The organism is Haloplanus natans DSM 17983, from assembly GCF_000427685.1.
Lineage (GTDB): Archaea > Halobacteriota > Halobacteria > Halobacteriales > Haloferacaceae > Haloplanus > Haloplanus natans.
Genome location: NZ_KE386573.1, coordinates 347326 through 364499, shown reverse-complemented (window position 1 = coordinate 364499; position 17174 = coordinate 347326). Strand labels below are relative to the sequence as shown.

The window sequence follows — 17174 nt, the reverse complement described above, 5'->3', positions numbered from 1 at the left end:
TGCGGATCGACGGCGGCGTCACCCACGCGCCGCGGTGAGCGCGAAAGGCCTACGTCGGCGTGGCCCCGCCGCTCCGTATGGAACGGTCGGGGCGCTTTCGAGTCTACCGCGTCGTCGAATCGGTTCCCCACGTCAACGTACAGGCCGTCGACTCGCCGACGCTGTACTCCGTCTACCAGTCCGGCTACGGCGATCTCCAGCCGGCGGTCGACGGCCTCGAAACCGGCGACCTGATCGAGGCGACGCTCGCCGGCGACCCCGACGACGATACGGAGCCGTGGCGACTGGCCGCCGTCGACCGGATCGACCGGGTTCGGACCGCCTTCGCCGTCGACGTCGACCCGCCCGAGGTGGCCCGCGAGTGCTGGACGCCCGACCGGACCGAGCCGGCGTACACCGTCCTGACCGAGGACGGGGCGCCCGTCGGCGTCTGTGGCGTCCAGCCACGCGCCCCGTTGCCGAACGGCGCGTTCGTCCCGAACGTGCTGACCGGACTCCTCCCCCTCGAGTCCGAGTTCGCGTCCGTGCCGAGGCTCTGCGAACCGGCCGTCGAGGCGGTCTTTCTCGACCCCGATCCACCGGAGGCGTCGTCGTACGCGTGGCCGTACGGCGTCGTCTACCTGTTCACTCGGCCGTCGACGGCGCTCGCGGAGCGTCTCCGGGAGCGATACGACTGCCCGCTGGACGCGGACACCCGGCCGGTGTTCGATCCGTACGCGATCCGTCGCTGAGCGGGCGGCACCGGCAAAAAACGGCGAGATCGGAGGGGGGATCGGGCCGCGACCGACGCTACTCGTCGCCGCCGTCGGTGATCAGTTCCACCCCGACGTCGCGGTCCTCCTCGAAGCCCTCGGGTGTCCAGTCGTCGTCCTCGGCGTCGGCCGGTTCGTCGTCGGCGCGTTCGTCCCACCAGGACGTGCTCTCGTACTCGTAGTGATGACACATGGTCACATCACCCACGAGATGGTGAGAGCTGGACGATTAAAACCGTTCCGCGGGACGACATCGAGCGATGAACGGGACGCCACCGCGCCGGTGAACCGGTCGGCATCCGCGTCGCTGTGCGGCCGAACGGCCGTCTAGCCGCCGGAAGCGACCGTTCGTGTCGTTTTTCAGTGGGACGTGCAAGTGACGAATAAAATCCCACCGCTCAGGGCAGGTATTTGTACGAACGAAACCAACGGTTCCTGTATGCCCACTCCACCGCTCACACGTGGACTCGACGTACTGCTTCAAGCCACTCAGGCCGACGCCCTGTCGGCGGTACGGAGTGACCCGCTGCTCAGTTCGTCGCTGTGGATCAACGTCGCGCTGGCCGGCCTCTCGATTCTCCTCTTCGTCTACATGGGCCGGAACGTGACGAGCGAGCGCGCCAAGCTGGTCTGGGGGGCGACGCTCATGATCCCGCTGGTCTCCATCTCGAGCTATCTGGCGCTGCTCTCCGGGCTGACGGTCGGCTTCATCGAGATGCCGGCGGGGCACGCCCTCGCCGGCCAGGAAGTGATGAGCCAGTGGGGTCGGTATCTGACGTGGACGCTGTCGACGCCGATGATCCTCCTCGCGCTCGGGCTAGTCGCCGACGTGGATACGGGAAGCCTGCTCACCGTCATCGCCGCGGACATCGCCATGTGCGTGACCGGGCTCGCAGCGGCGCTGACGACCTCCTCGTATCTGTTCCGCTGGGCCTTCTACGCCGTCAGCTGCACGTTCTTCCTCGTCGTCCTCTACGCGCTGTTGACGGAGTGGGCGGCGTCGGCGACGGCCGCGGGCACCGACGAGATTTTCGGAACGCTCCGGGCGCTGACAGTCGTGCTCTGGCTCGGCTACCCGATCATCTGGGCCGTCGGCGTCGAGGGCCTCGCGCTCGTGGGGTCGGTCGGGCTCACGTCGTGGGGCTACTCCATTCTCGACGTGTTCGCGAAGTACGTGTTCTCGTTCCTGCTCCTGCGGTGGGTCGCGGCGAACGAGGGCGTCGTCTCGGCGACGCGGGGCGCACTGGGAGGGACCGCCCCGGGGGACGACTGATACTGTTCGTTGTGAGTCAGTACCGGTGGGTAGCCAAGACGGTCCAGCGATCCAGCGGTAACCAGTTACAATAAACACTATGAACCGGTCGGCGGTCCGTCGGCCGCTCACTCGCGAAGCAGGTCGTCAAGGAGGGTGCGCTGGGCGGCCGCGAGATGTTCGGCGAACGTCGAGGGACCGATCCCGAGTTCGTCGGCGACGGCCGTCGCGTTGGCCTCGCGCGGATACGAAAAATAGCCCATACGGTGAGCCGTTCGGACGACATCGCGCTGTCGGTCGGTAAGGCGGTTCCGGTCGACGACCGTCGGATCGCCGTCGTCGACCGCGGCCGTCCCCGTGTGGACGAGATAGTTGAGTTCCACCCGTTCGGCGGCGTCGGAGAGTTCGCCGACCACCGTCCGCAGGCGGTCGACGCTTTCGAGATGGAGCGTGAGGACGAGCGTGCCGTCGTCGAGCCGAACGTCCGCGACGGGCGAGCCGAGCGATTCGACGAGTTCGCAGGCACAGGTGGTGTCGGAGTCGCGTTCGAAGCGATAGACGCGCTCCTCGCCGACATCGACGACGGGCGTGACGGCGTCGAGGGCCGCGGCCGCCTCGGTGTCGTCGCTCGCGACCCGGAACTCCTCGGCCGTGGCGTTCTCCCCCGTCGCCCACGTCACGTCGGTCACGGGGGCGTCGCTCTCGTCGGCGAGCGCTGCGAGCGGGCAGTTCGCCGGTTCGTGGACCACCAGTTCCGCGCGGACGCCGTCTGGCATCGTCCCGAATGCACCGCTCGGGAGTCATAAACCCCGTGGCGGACGAACCGACCTGACGACACGTCTTATAAAAAGCCCCAAAACTGTACGGGACCGCGGCAACCACGCCCCGGACCGTACAGGCAGGTATGCGCTCCGTCCGAACCCACGCGACGACGCGCGTCGGCGCGGGGGCGGTGACGCTCTCGCGCGCGGCGCTCGCAGGACTCGTCTGTCTGTTCACCGTGACCCGTGGCCTCGGGACCACCGTGTCGCTTCGGACCCAGGCCGCGGTGTATCTCGTCGGGATGGTGGCGTTGAACCTCCCACACGGCGGCTACGAACACTTCGCGAACCTTCGTCGGCGGGCGATGGAGTTCCGTGGCCGATACGTCGCCGGCTACCTCCTCCTCGCGGGCGCGTTCGTCGGCCTGTTTCTCGTCGCCCCGGTGGTCGGCCTGGCACTGGCCATCACCGTCGCGGTGTTGAAAGGTGGCGGCGGCGACCTGTACGTCCTGCGGGCGACGACGGGGACCGGCCACCTTCGCTCGCGTCCCCAGCGACTGCTCGCCGTCATCGCGCGCGGCGGCGCGGTGATGGCCGTCCCCATCGTCGCGTTCCCGGCGACGTTTCATACGTTCAGCAGCCTGATGGTTTCGATGGTCGATCCCGGCGGTCTCGCGGGGGTCGCGGGCTACTTCGACGTGACGCGGCCGTTGATCGGCGGGCTCTACGGGGCGGCCGTCCTCGCCCACCTCGGCCTCGGCTTCGCCCGCCGGCCGGGCACCGGGTCGTGGGCCGCCGACGCCCTGGAGACGCTGTTGCTCGTGTCCTACTTCGCCGTCGTCCCCGTGGTCGTCGCCGTCGGGCTCTACTTCCCGTGCTGGTACTCCGTCAGGCAGGTGGCGCGGGAACTCGCCGTGGACGATGCGCCGGGCCACGGGACGGATCTGCTCGGCGGCCGCGAGGCCTCGACGGGGACCGTGGCGTTGCGGGCGTGGGGCGTCCTCGTCGCGGGCGCGCTGGCGACGGCCGCCGTCGCAGTCGCCTTCTGGGTGCTCGTCCCGACCCCACTTCCCGGGCCGCCCCGCCTCGGCGCCGTCGCCTTCTGGAGCGTCTTCATCAGCGTCGTTGCCCTCCCCCACGTCGTCGTCGGCAACGTCCTCGACCGGGAGCGGGGCATCTGGCACGTCCCGTAGCTAGTCGGAGCGAAGCGCCACAGGAACGAGCGACCCGGCGCCACCGTCCGCCGACGCGGCGGCGTCCTCGCGAACCGCGTCGGCGACGTGTTCGCCGCTGATGAGACACATCGGCACGCCGATACCCGGGTCGGTGAAGGAGCCGGTGTAATAGAGGCCGGGGACGGCCCCCGACCGGTGGTCGGGTCTGAACGGCCCGGTCTGTCCGAGAGTGTGGGCGAGTCCGAGCGCCGTCCCCTGCGGGTAGCCCATCGAGGCGAACTCGGTCACACAGGCCGACTCCTCGACGACGATGCGGTCGCGGAGGTCGACGCCCGCGTGGGCGGCCAAGTCGTCGAGCACCGTCTCGCGGAAACGCGCACGCTGTCCCGCACCGTCGTCGAGGCCCGGCGCGATGGGCACGAGGACGACGGCCGTCGAGTGGCCGTCGGGCGCGACGCCGTCGTCGGTGCGCGATGGCACGTTCACGTAGTACGACGGATCGCTGGGCCACGCCGGCCGGTCGAATATCGACTCGAAATGCGGGCGCCAGTCCGTCGGGAGGACGAGTGTGTGGTGGGCCAGCTCCGACAGCTCACCCTCGACGCCGAGATACAGCATGAACGCCGACGGGCCGTAGGTTCGCGTCTCCCAGTAGTCGGGGTCGTGGTCTCCGACCCCCGCGGGGAGCAACTCGCGCTCGGTGTACGACGGCGGGGCGTTGCTGACGACTCGGTCGACCGTCCGCCGGCCGTCCGCCGTCCGAACCGCCATCCCGTCGGCCGTCGGCCCGATACCCGTCACGGCCGTCCCGCGCTCGAACGTGACGCCGAGGTCCCGCGCCAGCCGGGCGATGCCGTCGACGACGCTCGCCATGCCACCGTCGGGGTAGTAGACGCCGCGGTCGAGGTCGACGTGGCTCATCAGCGAGTAGAGCGCGGGCGTGTTGTACGGCGACCCGCCGAGGAAGACGAGCGTGTACTCCAGTACCTGCTTGAGCTTCGGGTGGTCGACGTAGTCGCCGACGTGGTCGTCCATCGATCCGAGGAGGGTGACACCGCGCGCCGCCCGTAACAGGCTCGGATCGATCCAGTCGCGCAGGCGCGGTCGGCGTTCGTAGACGAACTCCTCCATCCCCACCTCGTACGCCTCGGCCGCGCCATCGAGATAGGCGTCGAGCGCATCGCCGGCGCCCGACTCGTAGGACTCGAAGAGCGCGCGCTGTCCGGGGCGGTCCGCGGGGACGACGGCGCTGTCGCCGTCCTTCCAGCACACGCGGTAGTGAGGATCGAGGCGCGTCAGCGAGTAGTAGTCGGACGGATCGCGCCCGAAGCGCCCGAAGAAGCGCTCGAAGACCTCGGGCATCAGGTACCACGACGGGCCGGTGTCGAACCGGAACCCCTCGCGTTCGATGCGCCCGGCGACGCCGCCGAGGTGGTCGCGTCGCTCGATGACCGTCACGTCGGCCCCGGCGTCGGCGAGGTGGCAGGCGGCCGAGAGCCCGCCGAACCCCGCGCCGACGACGACGACGGATTCGGAGTCGAGTCCCGTCATGATGTCACCTCGCGGCCGGCGTCGTTCCCGGACTGCCGACCGCAGTGGCGAACGTACGGGCGCGGTCGCACAGAGGACAGCCCCCGAGCTGTACGGGTCTTTATCCGCTCGTCGGCGACCGGCGATCACGCGACGGCCCTCGACCGCTGCGACGCGCCACGGCGTGGATAAATACGTCGGTGGCCCGTGAGTAGAGCTATGACGACACACGTCGCGGTCGTCGGTGCGTACGGAAGTGCCGGCGTGGCGGCCGAACACCGGTATGCCAGCCGTGACGACCCCCGTCTCGACGGCCTGCTGACGGTCGACACGGCGGCGGTCGTCGCCCGCAAGGACGAACATACGGCGACCTTCGCGGGGCACCGACGAGCCGCCGTCGACCGCCTCGCCGACCGCGACGGCGTGGAACTGCTTCGCGAGACCGCCCGCTTCGTCGACGACCGGCGCCTGGCCGTCGGCGACCAGACGTCGAACCGGACTATGTCGTGATCGCGACCGGCTCGACGGTCAACCGCCCCTCGCTTCCGGGGATCGACGACGTCGAGCCGATGACGAGCGCCGACGTCCTAGACGCGACGACGTTTCCCGACTCGGGCGTCGTCATGGGCTTCGGATACGTCGGACTGGAGCTCGTCCCCTACCTGAGCGAGGCGGGCGGGATGGACCTCACGGTCGTCGAACACGACGCCCGCCCGCTGGACGAGGCCGACCCATCCTTCGGCGACGCGCTCCTCGACTACTACCGGGAGCAGTTCGACGTCGAGATTCTGACCGAGACGACCGAACGAGGCGTCGAGTCCACCGCGGCCGGCGTCCGCCTGACCGTCGAGCGCAACGGCGAGGAACGGGCCATCGACGCCGACCGTCTCGTCACGTTCACCGGGCGACGGCCCGCCCTGGACGGACTGGGGCTGTCGAACACGTCGCTCGACCCCGACCCCGACTGGGTGCGGGACACGATGCAAGCCCGCGACGACGACCGGGTGTTCGTCGTCGTCGACGCCAACGGCAAGGAGCCCATCCTCCACGTCGCTAAGGAACACGGGACGACCGCCGCGGAGAACATCGGCAGACACCGGCGCGGCGACGCACTCGTCGCGTACGAGAACGTCCACCACCACGTCGTCTTCTCGGGGCTGGGGGTCCTCCCCTACGCGCGAGTAGGGCACTCCGCCGCGTCCGCACGCGCGGCAGGGGTCGATCACGTCGTCGTCACTCGTGAGACGGCGAGCGACGGCGTGTTCCGGACCAAGAACGTCCCGGAAGGGCTGGCGCGTCTCGTGGTCGGCACCGACGGCACCGTCCTCGGGTGGCAGGGAATTTATTACCACGCTGACGTGATGGCGAAGACGGCACAGGTGGTCGTCGAGATGGGTCTCGACGTTCGGGACGTGCCCGACCGTGCGTACCACCCCACCACGCCGGAGATACTCGACGGCCTGTTCCGCGAGGCGGCCGCCGAACTCGAGTGAGCGGCGGAACGCTCATTTGCCACCGTCGAGTACCGCGACACATGTCAACAGAAAACACTGAATTGCGCTGTGACGTCTGTGGCCAACGCTTCGAGAGCGAGGCCGCGCTCCGCCGGCACGTGCACGACGTGGGACTGGTCGACTGAATTGGGGGCGGCGGGCGTCTCTCGTCTCCTCACTTCCGTTCGACCGTCGCCGTCTCGTTAGTGCGAAGTTCGAGACGACCCGAACAGGTCGGTAGATCGGGCGGAACGGGCACTCATCGACTCGCTCGTCGACCAAACACGTAAACCAGCAACGCCAACAGAATGGCTCCGGAAAGCGTTTCGGCGGTCGCTACCACTCGCCCGAGTCCCAACGGGCGAAATCCGCTGAACCCGGTCGTGAAGGTGAGCGTGCTGAAATACAAGCTAACCAGGAGCGCCCGAACGGAGGAGGCTATTTCGGAAGAATACCGGAGCGTGTTTCCACCCGCCGCGGATTGAACCCCAAATATCGGATAAACGAGGCCGGCACCGACGATAACCAAGCTCATCAATCCCAAGACACGCCACGGACTCTCGCCGTAGAGGGTGAACGACCGAGACGCCCGGGCAGCTATGGTCCGACCGCGTCGTCCAGCTGCCCGGTGTTGGGCAAGGTGAATGTCCTTTCTGCGAACGAAGTAGTAGGCCTGTCTGCGCGTAAGGGCATTCTCTCGGCAAAGCTTCTCCAGTTCCTGATACGCGCCAGCGGCTTTGGCGAGGTCCGGGTCGGCGCCGTCCTCCCCACCGGCCGTACGCGAGCGTGGGTCGTACGCACAGCGCTCGCCGAAGTTGGTCGCTTCGTTGATGCGGGCTTCGGCGAGCACCGCCCCGTAGAACCATGCTTGTCGGAGGTCAGCATCGAACAGATCGGCCTGTGTGAGAACGGCACGCTCGATGTTTGCCCCCACCAGCGTCGCTTCGGCCAATCCGATATCGGCGAGATCCGCACCCGCCAACGTAGCTCGGTCGAAGCAGGCAGCCCGGGCCTGGCAGTTCCGAAGGGTGGCGTCTCGAAGGCTTGCATTGGTGAAATCGCTCTCCTGCAGACGGGCATCGGCAAGCGTTGCGGACTGCAAATCGACGTGCCGAAGTGTTGCATCGACGAGATGAGAGTGTGAGAGGTCGGCCTTGACGAGCCACGCCTCGGTGAGATCCGCGCCAAGCAGATTTGCTCGTTTCAGGTCCGCTGCAAGAAGTTCGGCGGTTCTCATGGTCGCGTGCTGTAGGTTCGCTCGCTCCAACGTTGCTCCACGGAGGACGGTGTCGTCGAGGGACGCATCCGCGAAGTCTGCGTCGGTAAAGTCACCACTCGGTAGCGCTGCATCGGCCAGCGTGGCCTCTCGAAAGTCGGCGCGTGGGAAGGTCGCTTCGTCCATCCGTGCCTCTTGCAGTGTTGCCTTCTTCAGCACCGCCTCCGAGCCGTCGACGCCTCGCAGATCAGCGTGTGATAGTTCTGCCTGGGCGAGAAGCGCACCGCGAACGTCGGCGTTGAACAGATCCGCATTACGCATATCAGTCGAGCGAAGATCGGCCTCTGCCAGCGTCGCTTCCCGGCAATCAATAGCAGTGAGTGTACCGCCACGGAAATCGGCGTCAGTCAAGTCACTAAATGCGACGGTAGCATCGCGCAAGTCGCCATTACGAATGTTAACTCCTGAAAGATCACTTTCCCGGAGAGAAACACCCGCGAAGTCCGTCCCATCCTGAAACTCGACATCGGGGATACTGACGCCATCCAGAAGCTCTCGAGGGCTGGAGGGGCCATTGAGCTCCCGTACCGACGCAGGTGCCCGGACGGCGACGAGTTCGTCGACGGGTTTCACCTCAGCCGGTGCTTCAGCGTGCCACACACAGTGCTCCCGATCTCGCCACGTGGGACGATAGCAGCAACTCGACGTGGGATCGGTCGAGGTCGTGTAAACGAATCCGCAACGACCCTCTGGCCCAGCCATACTACCCCATTCATTGAGATATTGATAATAGTTGTGCGACAGTGCCTCCTGATGAGTCGACGGGAGACGCATCGACCCCGACGCGGAGGCTTTCGATGGTCGATCGAAGGGCGCCCGTTCGTCCGCTCAGTCCGACGGCTCGATCGCGGCCACGAGCAGATACAGGGCAAAGGCCGAGACGAGGAGGCCCCCGAGTTGCGTCCCGGCGGTCGCAATGAAGCCCACGTCGTAGATGAGCGGGGCGAGCATGAACCAGCCGCCGAAGATGGTGGTCAGCGTCGCCGCCGGGATTGACGGGGACGCACGCCGTCGATACAGCCGCAGGTTCTGGCCGGCGAAGACGACACCGAGGAGCCCGCTCGTGACGAGGCTCCCGGTGAAGGCGCGACTCGCACCGGCGACGACCGGCGTCACGGTGGCGAGCAGACAGCCGAACAACGCGATGACCGCCGAGGCGGTCAAAAACGGAGACGAACGGTTCGATGACACGACTCCGTGTACGATCCACAGCGTAAAAAGTGCGTTACGTTTCCCGGGCGCGGCGGCCGAGCGGGGACCGGTCCGGGGAGTGCCAGCGGGTCGCCGGGTCGTCTCGGGGGCCCGCCGGCAAACAGTTACGGTAGTCCGTCTCAGTCGTCACTCGCCGTCTCGCTCTTTGCCCGTTCGACCGTCGCCGCCTCGTCGGTGCGCAGGTCGGAGACGAACGCGAACAGCTCCTCGAAGTCGGCGATGCCCTCCTGGACGAGATACTGGACGTAGCGGTGTTTCCGGTGGAACTCGTCCTCGACGGCCTCCACCTCGCGGTCGGTGGCGTCGGCGAGGCGATGGAACAGCCGGAAGCCGAGCGCGCGGTGGCCGTCGTCGAGGTGGGGATGGGCGTAGTCGAGTTCGAACCGTCCCCCGGTGTCGCGGCGGGCGACCACGTTCCAGCAGAGAGTGCGACCCCCCTTCTCGACGACGCCAGACGGGAGCGTCCCGCCGTCGAGGTCCTCGTACTCCGCTTCGCTCAGGAGTTCGACCGCCTCGGCGACGTAGCGGTCGTCGTCGACGTGGTGGGGGAAGACCACGAGGTCGATTTCGCGCAGGAGATAGGGCGGGAGACCCTGTTCGACGACGCGGTTGATCAGCGTCTCCACGTTCTCGGCGTGGGTGGTGCCGATGACACCGTGGCCCGTATAAAGTCGAGATATATTAGTAGCAAGCCACTCCGTCTGGTCTGCAGATAAACATCAATAGGTAGGAGAAAACCCTATATACGAGTGACATTAATGAATTTGAGGTTGATTCCAGACATCGTCATGAACCCGACGATACCCTGCTGTAGAGACTCTTCTGGTGTCGACTTCAGACGTGTTCGAGTTTACCTTTCGGTTATGTCACGCAATTATGGCTTATTTCGATGCTAAATTTCCGTCACGTACCGGGGAGGCGTTGAGAACTAATGAGTGAAATATTCCAAGGTGATATCGGGGCAAAGAATTTTCTGAGGAAGGACCCATCTTACTTTTCATGGAGGTCACGTTCCGGGAGATTCAGGAGAGCGAAATCCCGGAGTTCAAGCAGTTAGCCAAAGACGAAATCGGGAAACACTATGCTGATATTGACGATTCGTTCGCTGAGAATATTTCTCGTGCTCATCGAAGAGACCGTGACCCATATGGATACTTCACCAAGACAAAGACGATTTGGGTTGGTGAAGATGGGGGAGAAACTGTGGGATATATTGTTGGAACCGAGAAACGTGGTGGGTGCGTCAAAATATCTCCCATCTTAGTCAAAGAACCCTGCCGTCAACAAGGGTACGGCACAGCGTTGTGGAATAAAGCGGAGTCCCATTATAGAGACGAAGGCCACCGTAAGCTGTATACTCACGCTCCGCTCTACCGGGATGAGTTGTATAAGTGGTTTTCAGATCTTGGTGCGCATCTTGAGGCGATACTCAGAGAACAGTATGATACCGGTCAAGATGAGTTCATCATGGGGAAAATGCTTGATAATCCCGAACAAGGGAATATCCCGGTTGAAAATGGGTTTATGACGACGGATATCGACTTCGAGGTTTCCGAGCTCATTCCAGATTATGAATCTGGTTTCCGCAGCCTGATATTGGGCGAGATGACTCGGTGGTATGGCGAGATTGATGATGAATTTGTCACAGGCATTATTGACGCTCAAGAGCGCATAGACGAGGGATACAGGAAGAAAGGAAAGGTCGTGTACATTGTCGCAACGGATGAGGAGATCTGTGGGTGTTGTGTCGCCACTCCGAAGCGAGGAGGAAGTGTTAAACTCGTTCCTCTACTGTTCGGGAACAACGGAACAGCAGAGATGGTGAAAGAACTCCTCCAACGTATATATGAGGATTTCAAGGAAACCCACCGCAAGCTATACATCATGCTTCCTCATCTTCAAACTGAACTTCTGAAATTGCTGCGTGGAGAGGGATTCCAAGTCGAGGGATTCCTTCGCGAGCCGTACAAACCAGGAATAGACAATATATTCCTCGGGAAATTCATCAAGGAGGGGCGATAATGTCCGAGTCTAGCCGAGTCGTCTTTCTAAGCATACACCCGCAATGGGCCGAGAAAATTCTGGACGGTGAAAAAGAGTATGAATATCGCCGATCTGCACCAACGTTAGACCCGCCCTATGATATCCTTCTATACGCGACGGATGGCGCAAGCGAAGTGGTCGGCGAAGCTCGTGTTGATCGTATACTCTCTGATACCGTTGAGAATCTCTTAGACCGAACGCTGGAGAAGACACCCCATAGCTACTCTGAAATTGAAGAATACTTTTCAGGAAACGATGTCGGTCAGGCTCTCCATATATCAGACACAAAGCGATATGATGAGCCGATCCACAAGAAAGATATTCAGAAAGCGCTTGGCGAGTTCCGTGCTCCCCAGAACTTCCTGTATTTGAGCCCCGATGAGAATCCAGAATTCTTCAACCTGGTTCCAACACATAAAACACACACTACACAAGGGAAGCTGAACCAGTACGATACCTCTTGAGAATTAGCTCGGAGGGTTGACCTCGGATATCTCTTGATTATGGTACCGAAGTAGCTCTTCGTCGATAGAATCTCCTGACGCCATCGTGAGAGTCGCTCCATCTGTAGACCCTTCGTAAGCGTGTGTGATTTCGTTAGTATGTGGGTTCACAGCGATTCTTCCATAATCGAAATCTGCGTGATGATTGGGACACAATATGAGAATGTTTTCTTTGATATCCGGCCCGTTGTGAGGCTCACCTAGCGGTTTTAGATGATGGCCTTCTGCATATCCATCGCCTCCTCGCTTCTGACGACTCGTTCCACAGACTTGGCATTCGTGGTCGTACGTTTCCTTGAGTTCCTTTACGATATCAGTATTCCGTATGATTCGAGAAGTAGTGGTCTCGGTACGCTTTGGTTGTTCATAGTCTTCGACCTGCTCTTCTGAATCCGGGCGCTCTCCAGAATACCCCTCTACAAATTCGCTTATCGTTCCGGATTGATTCAGCAATTCTGATAGATTCTCGTCAGCAACCCGGCTCGGGCCCCGAGGGTAATAATTCGACTTGTAATCCAATGCAGACCGGACATCATCAAGCGGAATACGCACAGAGCTAAAATCTTCTACGGTGAATCCGAGCTCCGATCTGGGATTATTCCAAATATTATCGCCCAGCTCGTCATGATGGAAGCACTGGCCGATGCGCCCCGTTGCGAAAAATTGTTGTTGATTATAGAATAGAAGCCAGTCGCGTGGGGTCATCTGTTCATGGGTAGTTGTATTTCGGGGCCCTCGGAGCATACCCCAAATTCTCTCTTCACGACCAACCAATTCATCCGGGATTCCAGGGCCATCCAAAACGATAGGCGAACGTACAGTTCGGTCAAATTTTGGGAGCCACTCCTCACTAACAGGAATGATGAACAAATCGATATCGGCTGGCCTGTCAGCAGAATCCGAACTGCTTGCCATTTATTTATGATTCAAATTGAGGATAAGTATATTTATCCCTCAAACCAACTACTGATCGGACAACCACATTCGACGGTTCTTATAAAACAAAAGAAAGCCGGACACATACACAATATGACAAAATAGTGTAGTAAGGCCAATGGTATTGTATTTATATCCTGAATTCAACAAAGTTCTTGAAACCACCCATACACATTTCGCGCGTTTCGAACTCAGTGGCGATTCAAATCTGTGTGCTGAGAATGGCTGCAGCCGCAGCTATTACTGGAAAGTGGGACAGCTAAGCAACAATTAACTATCCGTACATCTTTGACAGAGGATACGATGGATTCGTCGGAGTATATTAAAAAACGAATTCAATCTCTGACTGAGGATTCTGAGGAGATACGCGACCTCTCTCCGGTAACAAACGACTTCGATAGCTGGTCTGCGCTGAAGCTGATCCTCCATTCGGCGGCTGTTAATATGTATACTAACGTGCTGGAGAGCAACGATTACTTTCAGGATCTTTTTTATATCGATGCCTTAGCTGGATCCGGTGTGTCTACCTACGGCGATGACGATCTGTGTTTCTTAGGGTCACCCATAATCGCTGCCAAGGTTGCCCAAGAGCCGTTCAGAAAGATGTATCTCATCGAGTTGGATGAGGAGAAAGCCGACGCCTTAGAGAAGCGCATGCAGTATATCTTTGACAACCACACCGATGCTCAGGAGCCCGAAGACTGGACAGTCATCCGGGGTGATGCAAACGAAGAGCTTCCAAAGGTTGCAAGAGATATCTCAGACGTACAGGACGGTGGCTTCAATTATTATTGCTTCATCGACAATCAAGAACTCAACGTGAAATGGAACGCCATCGAAGCCCTCACGCCGAAGCCGTGGGGGGATCTTCTGATTAATCTCCCTACTGCCTCGGGGATCGGTCGCAACGCCACAAGGCGTCCGGTTCCGGAGGAACTGAACAAGTTCTACTGCATGGACTTGAACAAAGAGGATCTTCCACAAACAGACGTTCGGCCGAAGATGAAGGCCCTCTACGAAAAGTGTCTCGCTCAAAATGGACGATCTGTCCAACGAGTTACGAATGTCGATGCCAATGTTGGTAGCTATGAGTACGACCTCCTCTACGCAACGCGAGAAACCGATGGTGGAAGTGGATATATTCGAGTCATTCAGTACGTCCGGGATTTCATTGAGGATGTCCACGCGGGTGACGTTGATAACTTTCTTGACGTGATTCACGATGATCAGTCGTCGTTTACACAATATCTTCCCGAGAGTGATATCGACGAGGAGGTCCCTGATGAGGAGGTGTCCGATCAGACGAGTATCGGCGATTTTACGAAATAGCGCGGCTGAGAATTCTAAACTGAGTTCGTTGGATAGGCTGGCTCGGTCTGTGTCGGCATCTCCCGCTCGGCGAATTTCTCAGGGGACTGCCGTTCCCGCCAAGATTGCAACCACAGCCCCGTCTCGTCGTCTACGTGCTTGATGAGTTGCTTGTCAGGCCAGAGGTGCACCGGCAGATCGAGTTCCCGCCCAATCTCCTGAACCCACCGGAGATGGTTCGTCGCGTACTCAACCCACCGATCGCGAGTTCGCAACTCATCCAGTGCGTCAGCAAGCTCGTGTTCCTCTGCCTCCTGTGCCGCCTCAACAGTCATTTCAAAATTCCCGCCTCGGGGATTAATTGGTTCATGGAAGACGACTGCTGGATCACACTCGGCGACCCGTTCCAATTGTGTGCGCAGGGCAGCCTTGTCTTGAGTCGGGTACGTCGGACTCATGCTGACAAATGTCTGGACGCCATGCTCATTGAATTCCTTGAGTCCCCGCAATCGTAGCTCAGGCGCTGGAGCACTTGGTTCGATAGCACCAACTTGATCCGCATCCATACACGGAATTGACGAGCCGATAGTGACGTACTCACCAGCCTTCTGGAACACATCCAAATCTTGGAGCGCCAGAATCGGATTTCGTGTAAGAACCCGTGTGTATTTATTATGACTCGTGAGAGCCTTTACCACATTCCGGGTGATTTTGCCTGCCCGTCCGTCCATATAGCAATCCGTCGAGAAAGATACCCCAACAACACCCTGTCCTCGATCAGTCTCATGCCAAGTTCGTTTGCGATCAAGATGGGCGTCGAGTTTTTCACCTAGTCCGTCGCGGTAAAGCACATAGTTTCCCCACTCTTTTTGGCCGTTATCCACGTCAGCAGCCTCTTTGAGCATATCTGGCCGCGCTCGGATATTTGGTGTTGAAGGGACGTAGCAAAACTTGCAGCCGTGACGGCAGCCGGTCGCAACGTTAACTACGTAGTCGCACAAGTGTTTGCTGTTGAGTCCCGACTCGCTGAGGATCGCCTTCGTTGGGTCTCCACCAGTACGGATCCCCTCTTCAGAGTCAGGCATCGTTTCTATCACCGATTGTCTGTCTCTAGATATAAATGTGTGGAATACACCGGCATTCGGACGCTTCTAAAATGTCCTGCAAACGTTCAAAGGCTGCATAGATTCGAATGTAATCTCCTAGAAGCCGATCACTCCGCGCAGTGGGAATCACATACAACCGTGCAGGCGGCGCGTGATACCGATCAGAACGGCTGGCGAAAGAACCCGACTACCTCTGGGACCGAGACTGGTGAGCAGAATATTTGATGGAGCAGCTGACCGGCGTTGAAGAACGTAGTGAAAAGCTAGGGACCCTGGTTCATCTATGGCTGGATGAGAAGTCCGTCAAGCACGCAGGGAAGCCGTGAAGATCAGTTCCGACACCATTTGAAACGGAAGGGCTCTTCAGAAGACTATCCGCTTCTACCGATTTTGGCGTACGCGTTCGTAAGCACGTTTAGTTTCACTTTCGCCTTGGCTGCCGTGAGTTTTTGCAGTTCGGGGATAGATAGACGGACAGGAGGTTCTCATGCATATCCAGACCGAACGGGACGACGACGGCGGTTGGTACGACCGCTTCGTGAACCTCGTCGACGACGAGGGCAACGTCGTTCGGGAGTTCGGAAAGAATCCGACACTGGACGAGCTTCGCGAGGCCGAGCGAGAACACGGCGAACGAATCAATCTCTGGCAACAGGGCCTCGTCTGTTCCGAATGTGGGAACCAGATTACGGGTCGCTTCAGTACCGATAGGGACGGACACCTTCTCTGTTGGAAGTGTGCACAACAGACTACCGCTGATAGTCAAGGTGACGTTAATATCGGCACCGATCCGACGAAATCGGTTCTGAGCGAGTCGAAACTTCACGAGAAGAGCCTGTGTGACTATGTCATCAACGTCGCCACCGGATGCCGCCACGGCTGTAAATTCTGTTACGTTCCCTCAACGCCGGCTGTCGACAGTCGTGAGGATATGTTGGCAGAAGAGGCCGACGTAGACGATCCTCAGCGCGACTGGGGAAACTATCTGCTCTATCGCGACGATCTCCCCGAGCGTCTTCATGCGGGATTGGGGAATCACAACTTCGACGACTGGAAGAAGACCGAACGTGGGCGCGGCGTCGTAATGCTATCAAGCGGAACGGATTGTTACCAAGACCGTCGAGCAGCACAGATTACCCGTAGTTGTGTCCACGAACTGATCGAACATGATATTCCAACACGGATTCTCACTCGGAGTCCGAACGTGATTCGGGATATCGATCTGTTCAAAAACGCGAATGGAAACCTGACAGTCGGCACGTCAATTCCGAGTTTCGACGCCTCATTGGTGCGGACTATCGAACCGAACGCGCCGCCGCCAATGGCCCGATGGGAAGCTCTTGATAAGCTGTTCCGGGCCGGAGTGCCTCGGTTCGTTTCTTTCTCACCGACCTATCCGACGATGGATGGTGAGGATATCGAAAAGGCGCTTAGTTGGTTCTCCGCGATTGACCCAGAGGTAGTGTTTCACGAGCCGATCAACCCGCGAGGGGTGAATTTTGAGATGTGCATTAATGCCGTTCAGGAGGCCGGCTACGAGCGTGCAGCCCGTGAATTTGAGCGGCTCACAGATCAGGACGCGTGGGCTGAATATGCTCTTGAGCAGATTGACCTCGTACAGAAGAAAGCAGAGAAGTTCGGGAATGTGACTATCCACAGTTGGCCGGACAGAAAGCTCGTTGAGGCGGCGTCTGGCGAACTACGTCGCCAGCTGAAGCAAATGCAGGAGGCCGTCTCAACGGAATCTTTTGAAACAGGGCCACCAGATCCTGACCCCGCTCAGCGGCCGCTCGCTCGCGATGCGAATGCTCGGGAGTAATTTATCGA

Annotated in this window: 14 protein-coding genes and 2 pseudogenes; 8 read left to right on the top strand and 8 right to left on the bottom strand. The window is 60.4% G+C overall.

Going from position 1 to position 17174, the window contains the following annotated elements; all coding sequences use genetic code 11:
* Positions 1-77: 77 nt before the first annotated feature.
* Entirely contained in the window at positions 78-731 is a 654-nt protein-coding gene (locus HALNA_RS04260) for a hypothetical protein (RefSeq protein WP_049935144.1), read from the top strand.
* Between the two features lie 58 nt (positions 732-789).
* Here the strand turns inward: HALNA_RS04260 and HALNA_RS19795 are convergent, their stop codons facing one another.
* Complete coding sequence (locus HALNA_RS19795) at positions 790-951, bottom strand: hypothetical protein (RefSeq protein ID WP_157573439.1); 162 nt, start codon at positions 949-951, stop codon at positions 790-792.
* 240 nt (positions 952-1191) lie between these two features.
* On the opposite strand from HALNA_RS19795, the gene HALNA_RS04255 reads away from it, so the two are divergent.
* Entirely contained in the window at positions 1192-2025 is an 834-nt protein-coding gene (locus HALNA_RS04255) for a bacteriorhodopsin (RefSeq protein WP_049935143.1), read from the top strand.
* 107 nt (positions 2026-2132) lie between these two features.
* Here the strand turns inward: HALNA_RS04255 and HALNA_RS04250 are convergent, their stop codons facing one another.
* The gene (locus HALNA_RS04250) at positions 2133-2780 is read right to left on the bottom strand and encodes a helix-turn-helix domain-containing protein (RefSeq protein WP_049935142.1); all 648 of its coding nucleotides are present in this window, start codon (positions 2778-2780) and stop codon (positions 2133-2135) included.
* 128 nt (positions 2781-2908) lie between these two features.
* Between HALNA_RS04250 and HALNA_RS04245 the strand changes: the two genes are divergently transcribed.
* A complete protein-coding gene (locus tag HALNA_RS04245) occupies positions 2909-3958 on the top strand; it encodes a Brp/Blh family beta-carotene 15,15'-dioxygenase (RefSeq protein WP_049935141.1) in 1050 nt (349 codons plus the stop codon).
* On the opposite strand, the gene HALNA_RS04240 is transcribed toward HALNA_RS04245, so the two are convergent.
* Complete coding sequence (locus tag HALNA_RS04240; RefSeq protein WP_049935140.1) at positions 3959-5491, bottom strand: phytoene desaturase family protein; 1533 nt, start codon at positions 5489-5491, stop codon at positions 3959-3961. It abuts the gene before it with no gap.
* Positions 5492-5689: 198 nt separating this feature from the next.
* Between HALNA_RS04240 and HALNA_RS04230 the strand changes: the two are divergent.
* Positions 5690-6963, top strand: a pseudogene (locus HALNA_RS04230) (FAD-dependent oxidoreductase).
* 259 nt (positions 6964-7222) lie between these two features.
* Here the strand turns inward: HALNA_RS04230 and HALNA_RS04225 are convergent.
* From HALNA_RS04225 to HALNA_RS04215, 3 genes and pseudogenes are all read right to left on the bottom strand, one after another.
* Positions 7223-8812, bottom strand: a complete 1590-nt coding sequence (locus HALNA_RS04225; RefSeq protein ID WP_049935136.1) for a pentapeptide repeat-containing protein — start codon at positions 8810-8812, stop codon at positions 7223-7225.
* Between the two features lie 255 nt (positions 8813-9067).
* Positions 9068-9430, bottom strand: a complete 363-nt coding sequence (locus tag HALNA_RS04220) for a hypothetical protein (RefSeq protein ID WP_084509896.1) — start codon at positions 9428-9430, stop codon at positions 9068-9070.
* 140 nt (positions 9431-9570) lie between these two features.
* Positions 9571-10149, bottom strand: a pseudogene (locus tag HALNA_RS04215) (secretion system protein); the annotation flags it as partial.
* A 301-nt stretch (positions 10150-10450) separates the two neighbouring features.
* On the opposite strand from HALNA_RS04215, the gene HALNA_RS04210 reads away from it, so the two are divergent.
* Complete coding sequence (locus HALNA_RS04210; protein WP_049935133.1) at positions 10451-11473, top strand: GNAT family N-acetyltransferase; 1023 nt, start codon at positions 10451-10453, stop codon at positions 11471-11473.
* The gene (locus HALNA_RS19225) at positions 11473-11958 is read left to right on the top strand and encodes an ASCH domain-containing protein (protein WP_084509895.1); all 486 of its coding nucleotides are present in this window, start codon (positions 11473-11475) and stop codon (positions 11956-11958) included. Before HALNA_RS04210 ends, HALNA_RS19225 begins: the two co-directional genes overlap by 1 nt.
* A 3-nt stretch (positions 11959-11961) precedes the next feature.
* Here the strand turns inward: HALNA_RS19225 and HALNA_RS19220 are convergent, their stop codons facing one another.
* Positions 11962-12912, bottom strand: a complete 951-nt coding sequence (locus HALNA_RS19220) for an HNH endonuclease (protein WP_245575988.1) — start codon at positions 12910-12912, stop codon at positions 11962-11964.
* Positions 12913-13236: 324 nt separating this feature from the next.
* On the opposite strand from HALNA_RS19220, the gene tcmP reads away from it, so the two are divergent.
* A complete protein-coding gene (gene tcmP, locus HALNA_RS04205) occupies positions 13237-14262 on the top strand; it encodes a three-Cys-motif partner protein TcmP (RefSeq protein ID WP_049935132.1) in 1026 nt (341 codons plus the stop codon).
* Between the two features lie 14 nt (positions 14263-14276).
* On the opposite strand, the gene HALNA_RS04200 is transcribed toward tcmP, so the two are convergent.
* Positions 14277-15326: an SPL family radical SAM protein gene (locus HALNA_RS04200; protein WP_084509893.1), complete on the bottom strand. Its 1050-nt coding sequence runs from the start codon at positions 15324-15326 to the stop codon at positions 14277-14279.
* A gap of 508 nt (positions 15327-15834) precedes the next feature.
* Between HALNA_RS04200 and HALNA_RS19215 the strand changes: the two genes are divergently transcribed.
* The gene (locus tag HALNA_RS19215; protein WP_084509892.1) at positions 15835-17166 is read left to right on the top strand and encodes an SPL family radical SAM protein; all 1332 of its coding nucleotides are present in this window, start codon (positions 15835-15837) and stop codon (positions 17164-17166) included.
* Positions 17167-17174 lie beyond the last annotated feature (8 nt).

Coding starts and splice junctions, on each gene's coding strand:
- HALNA_RS04260 (WP_049935144.1), top strand. CDS start 78: ATGGAACGGTCGGGGCGCTTTCGAGTCTACCGCGTCGTCGAATCGGTT.
- HALNA_RS04255 (WP_049935143.1), top strand. CDS start 1,192: ATGCCCACTCCACCGCTCACACGTGGACTCGACGTACTGCTTCAAGCC.
- HALNA_RS04250 (WP_049935142.1), bottom strand. CDS start 2,780: ATGCCAGACGGCGTCCGCGCGGAACTGGTGGTCCACGAACCGGCGAAC.
- HALNA_RS04245 (WP_049935141.1), top strand. CDS start 2,909: ATGCGCTCCGTCCGAACCCACGCGACGACGCGCGTCGGCGCGGGGGCG.
- HALNA_RS04240 (WP_049935140.1), bottom strand. CDS start 5,491: ATGACGGGACTCGACTCCGAATCCGTCGTCGTCGTCGGCGCGGGGTTC.
- HALNA_RS04210 (WP_049935133.1), top strand. CDS start 10,451: ATGGAGGTCACGTTCCGGGAGATTCAGGAGAGCGAAATCCCGGAGTTC.
- HALNA_RS19225 (WP_084509895.1), top strand. CDS start 11,473: ATGTCCGAGTCTAGCCGAGTCGTCTTTCTAAGCATACACCCGCAATGG.
- HALNA_RS19220 (WP_245575988.1), bottom strand. CDS start 12,912: ATGGCAAGCAGTTCGGATTCTGCTGACAGGCCAGCCGATATCGATTTG.
- tcmP (WP_049935132.1), top strand. CDS start 13,237: ATGGATTCGTCGGAGTATATTAAAAAACGAATTCAATCTCTGACTGAG.
- HALNA_RS04200 (WP_084509893.1), bottom strand. CDS start 15,326: ATGCCTGACTCTGAAGAGGGGATCCGTACTGGTGGAGACCCAACGAAG.
- HALNA_RS19215 (WP_084509892.1), top strand. CDS start 15,835: ATGCATATCCAGACCGAACGGGACGACGACGGCGGTTGGTACGACCGC.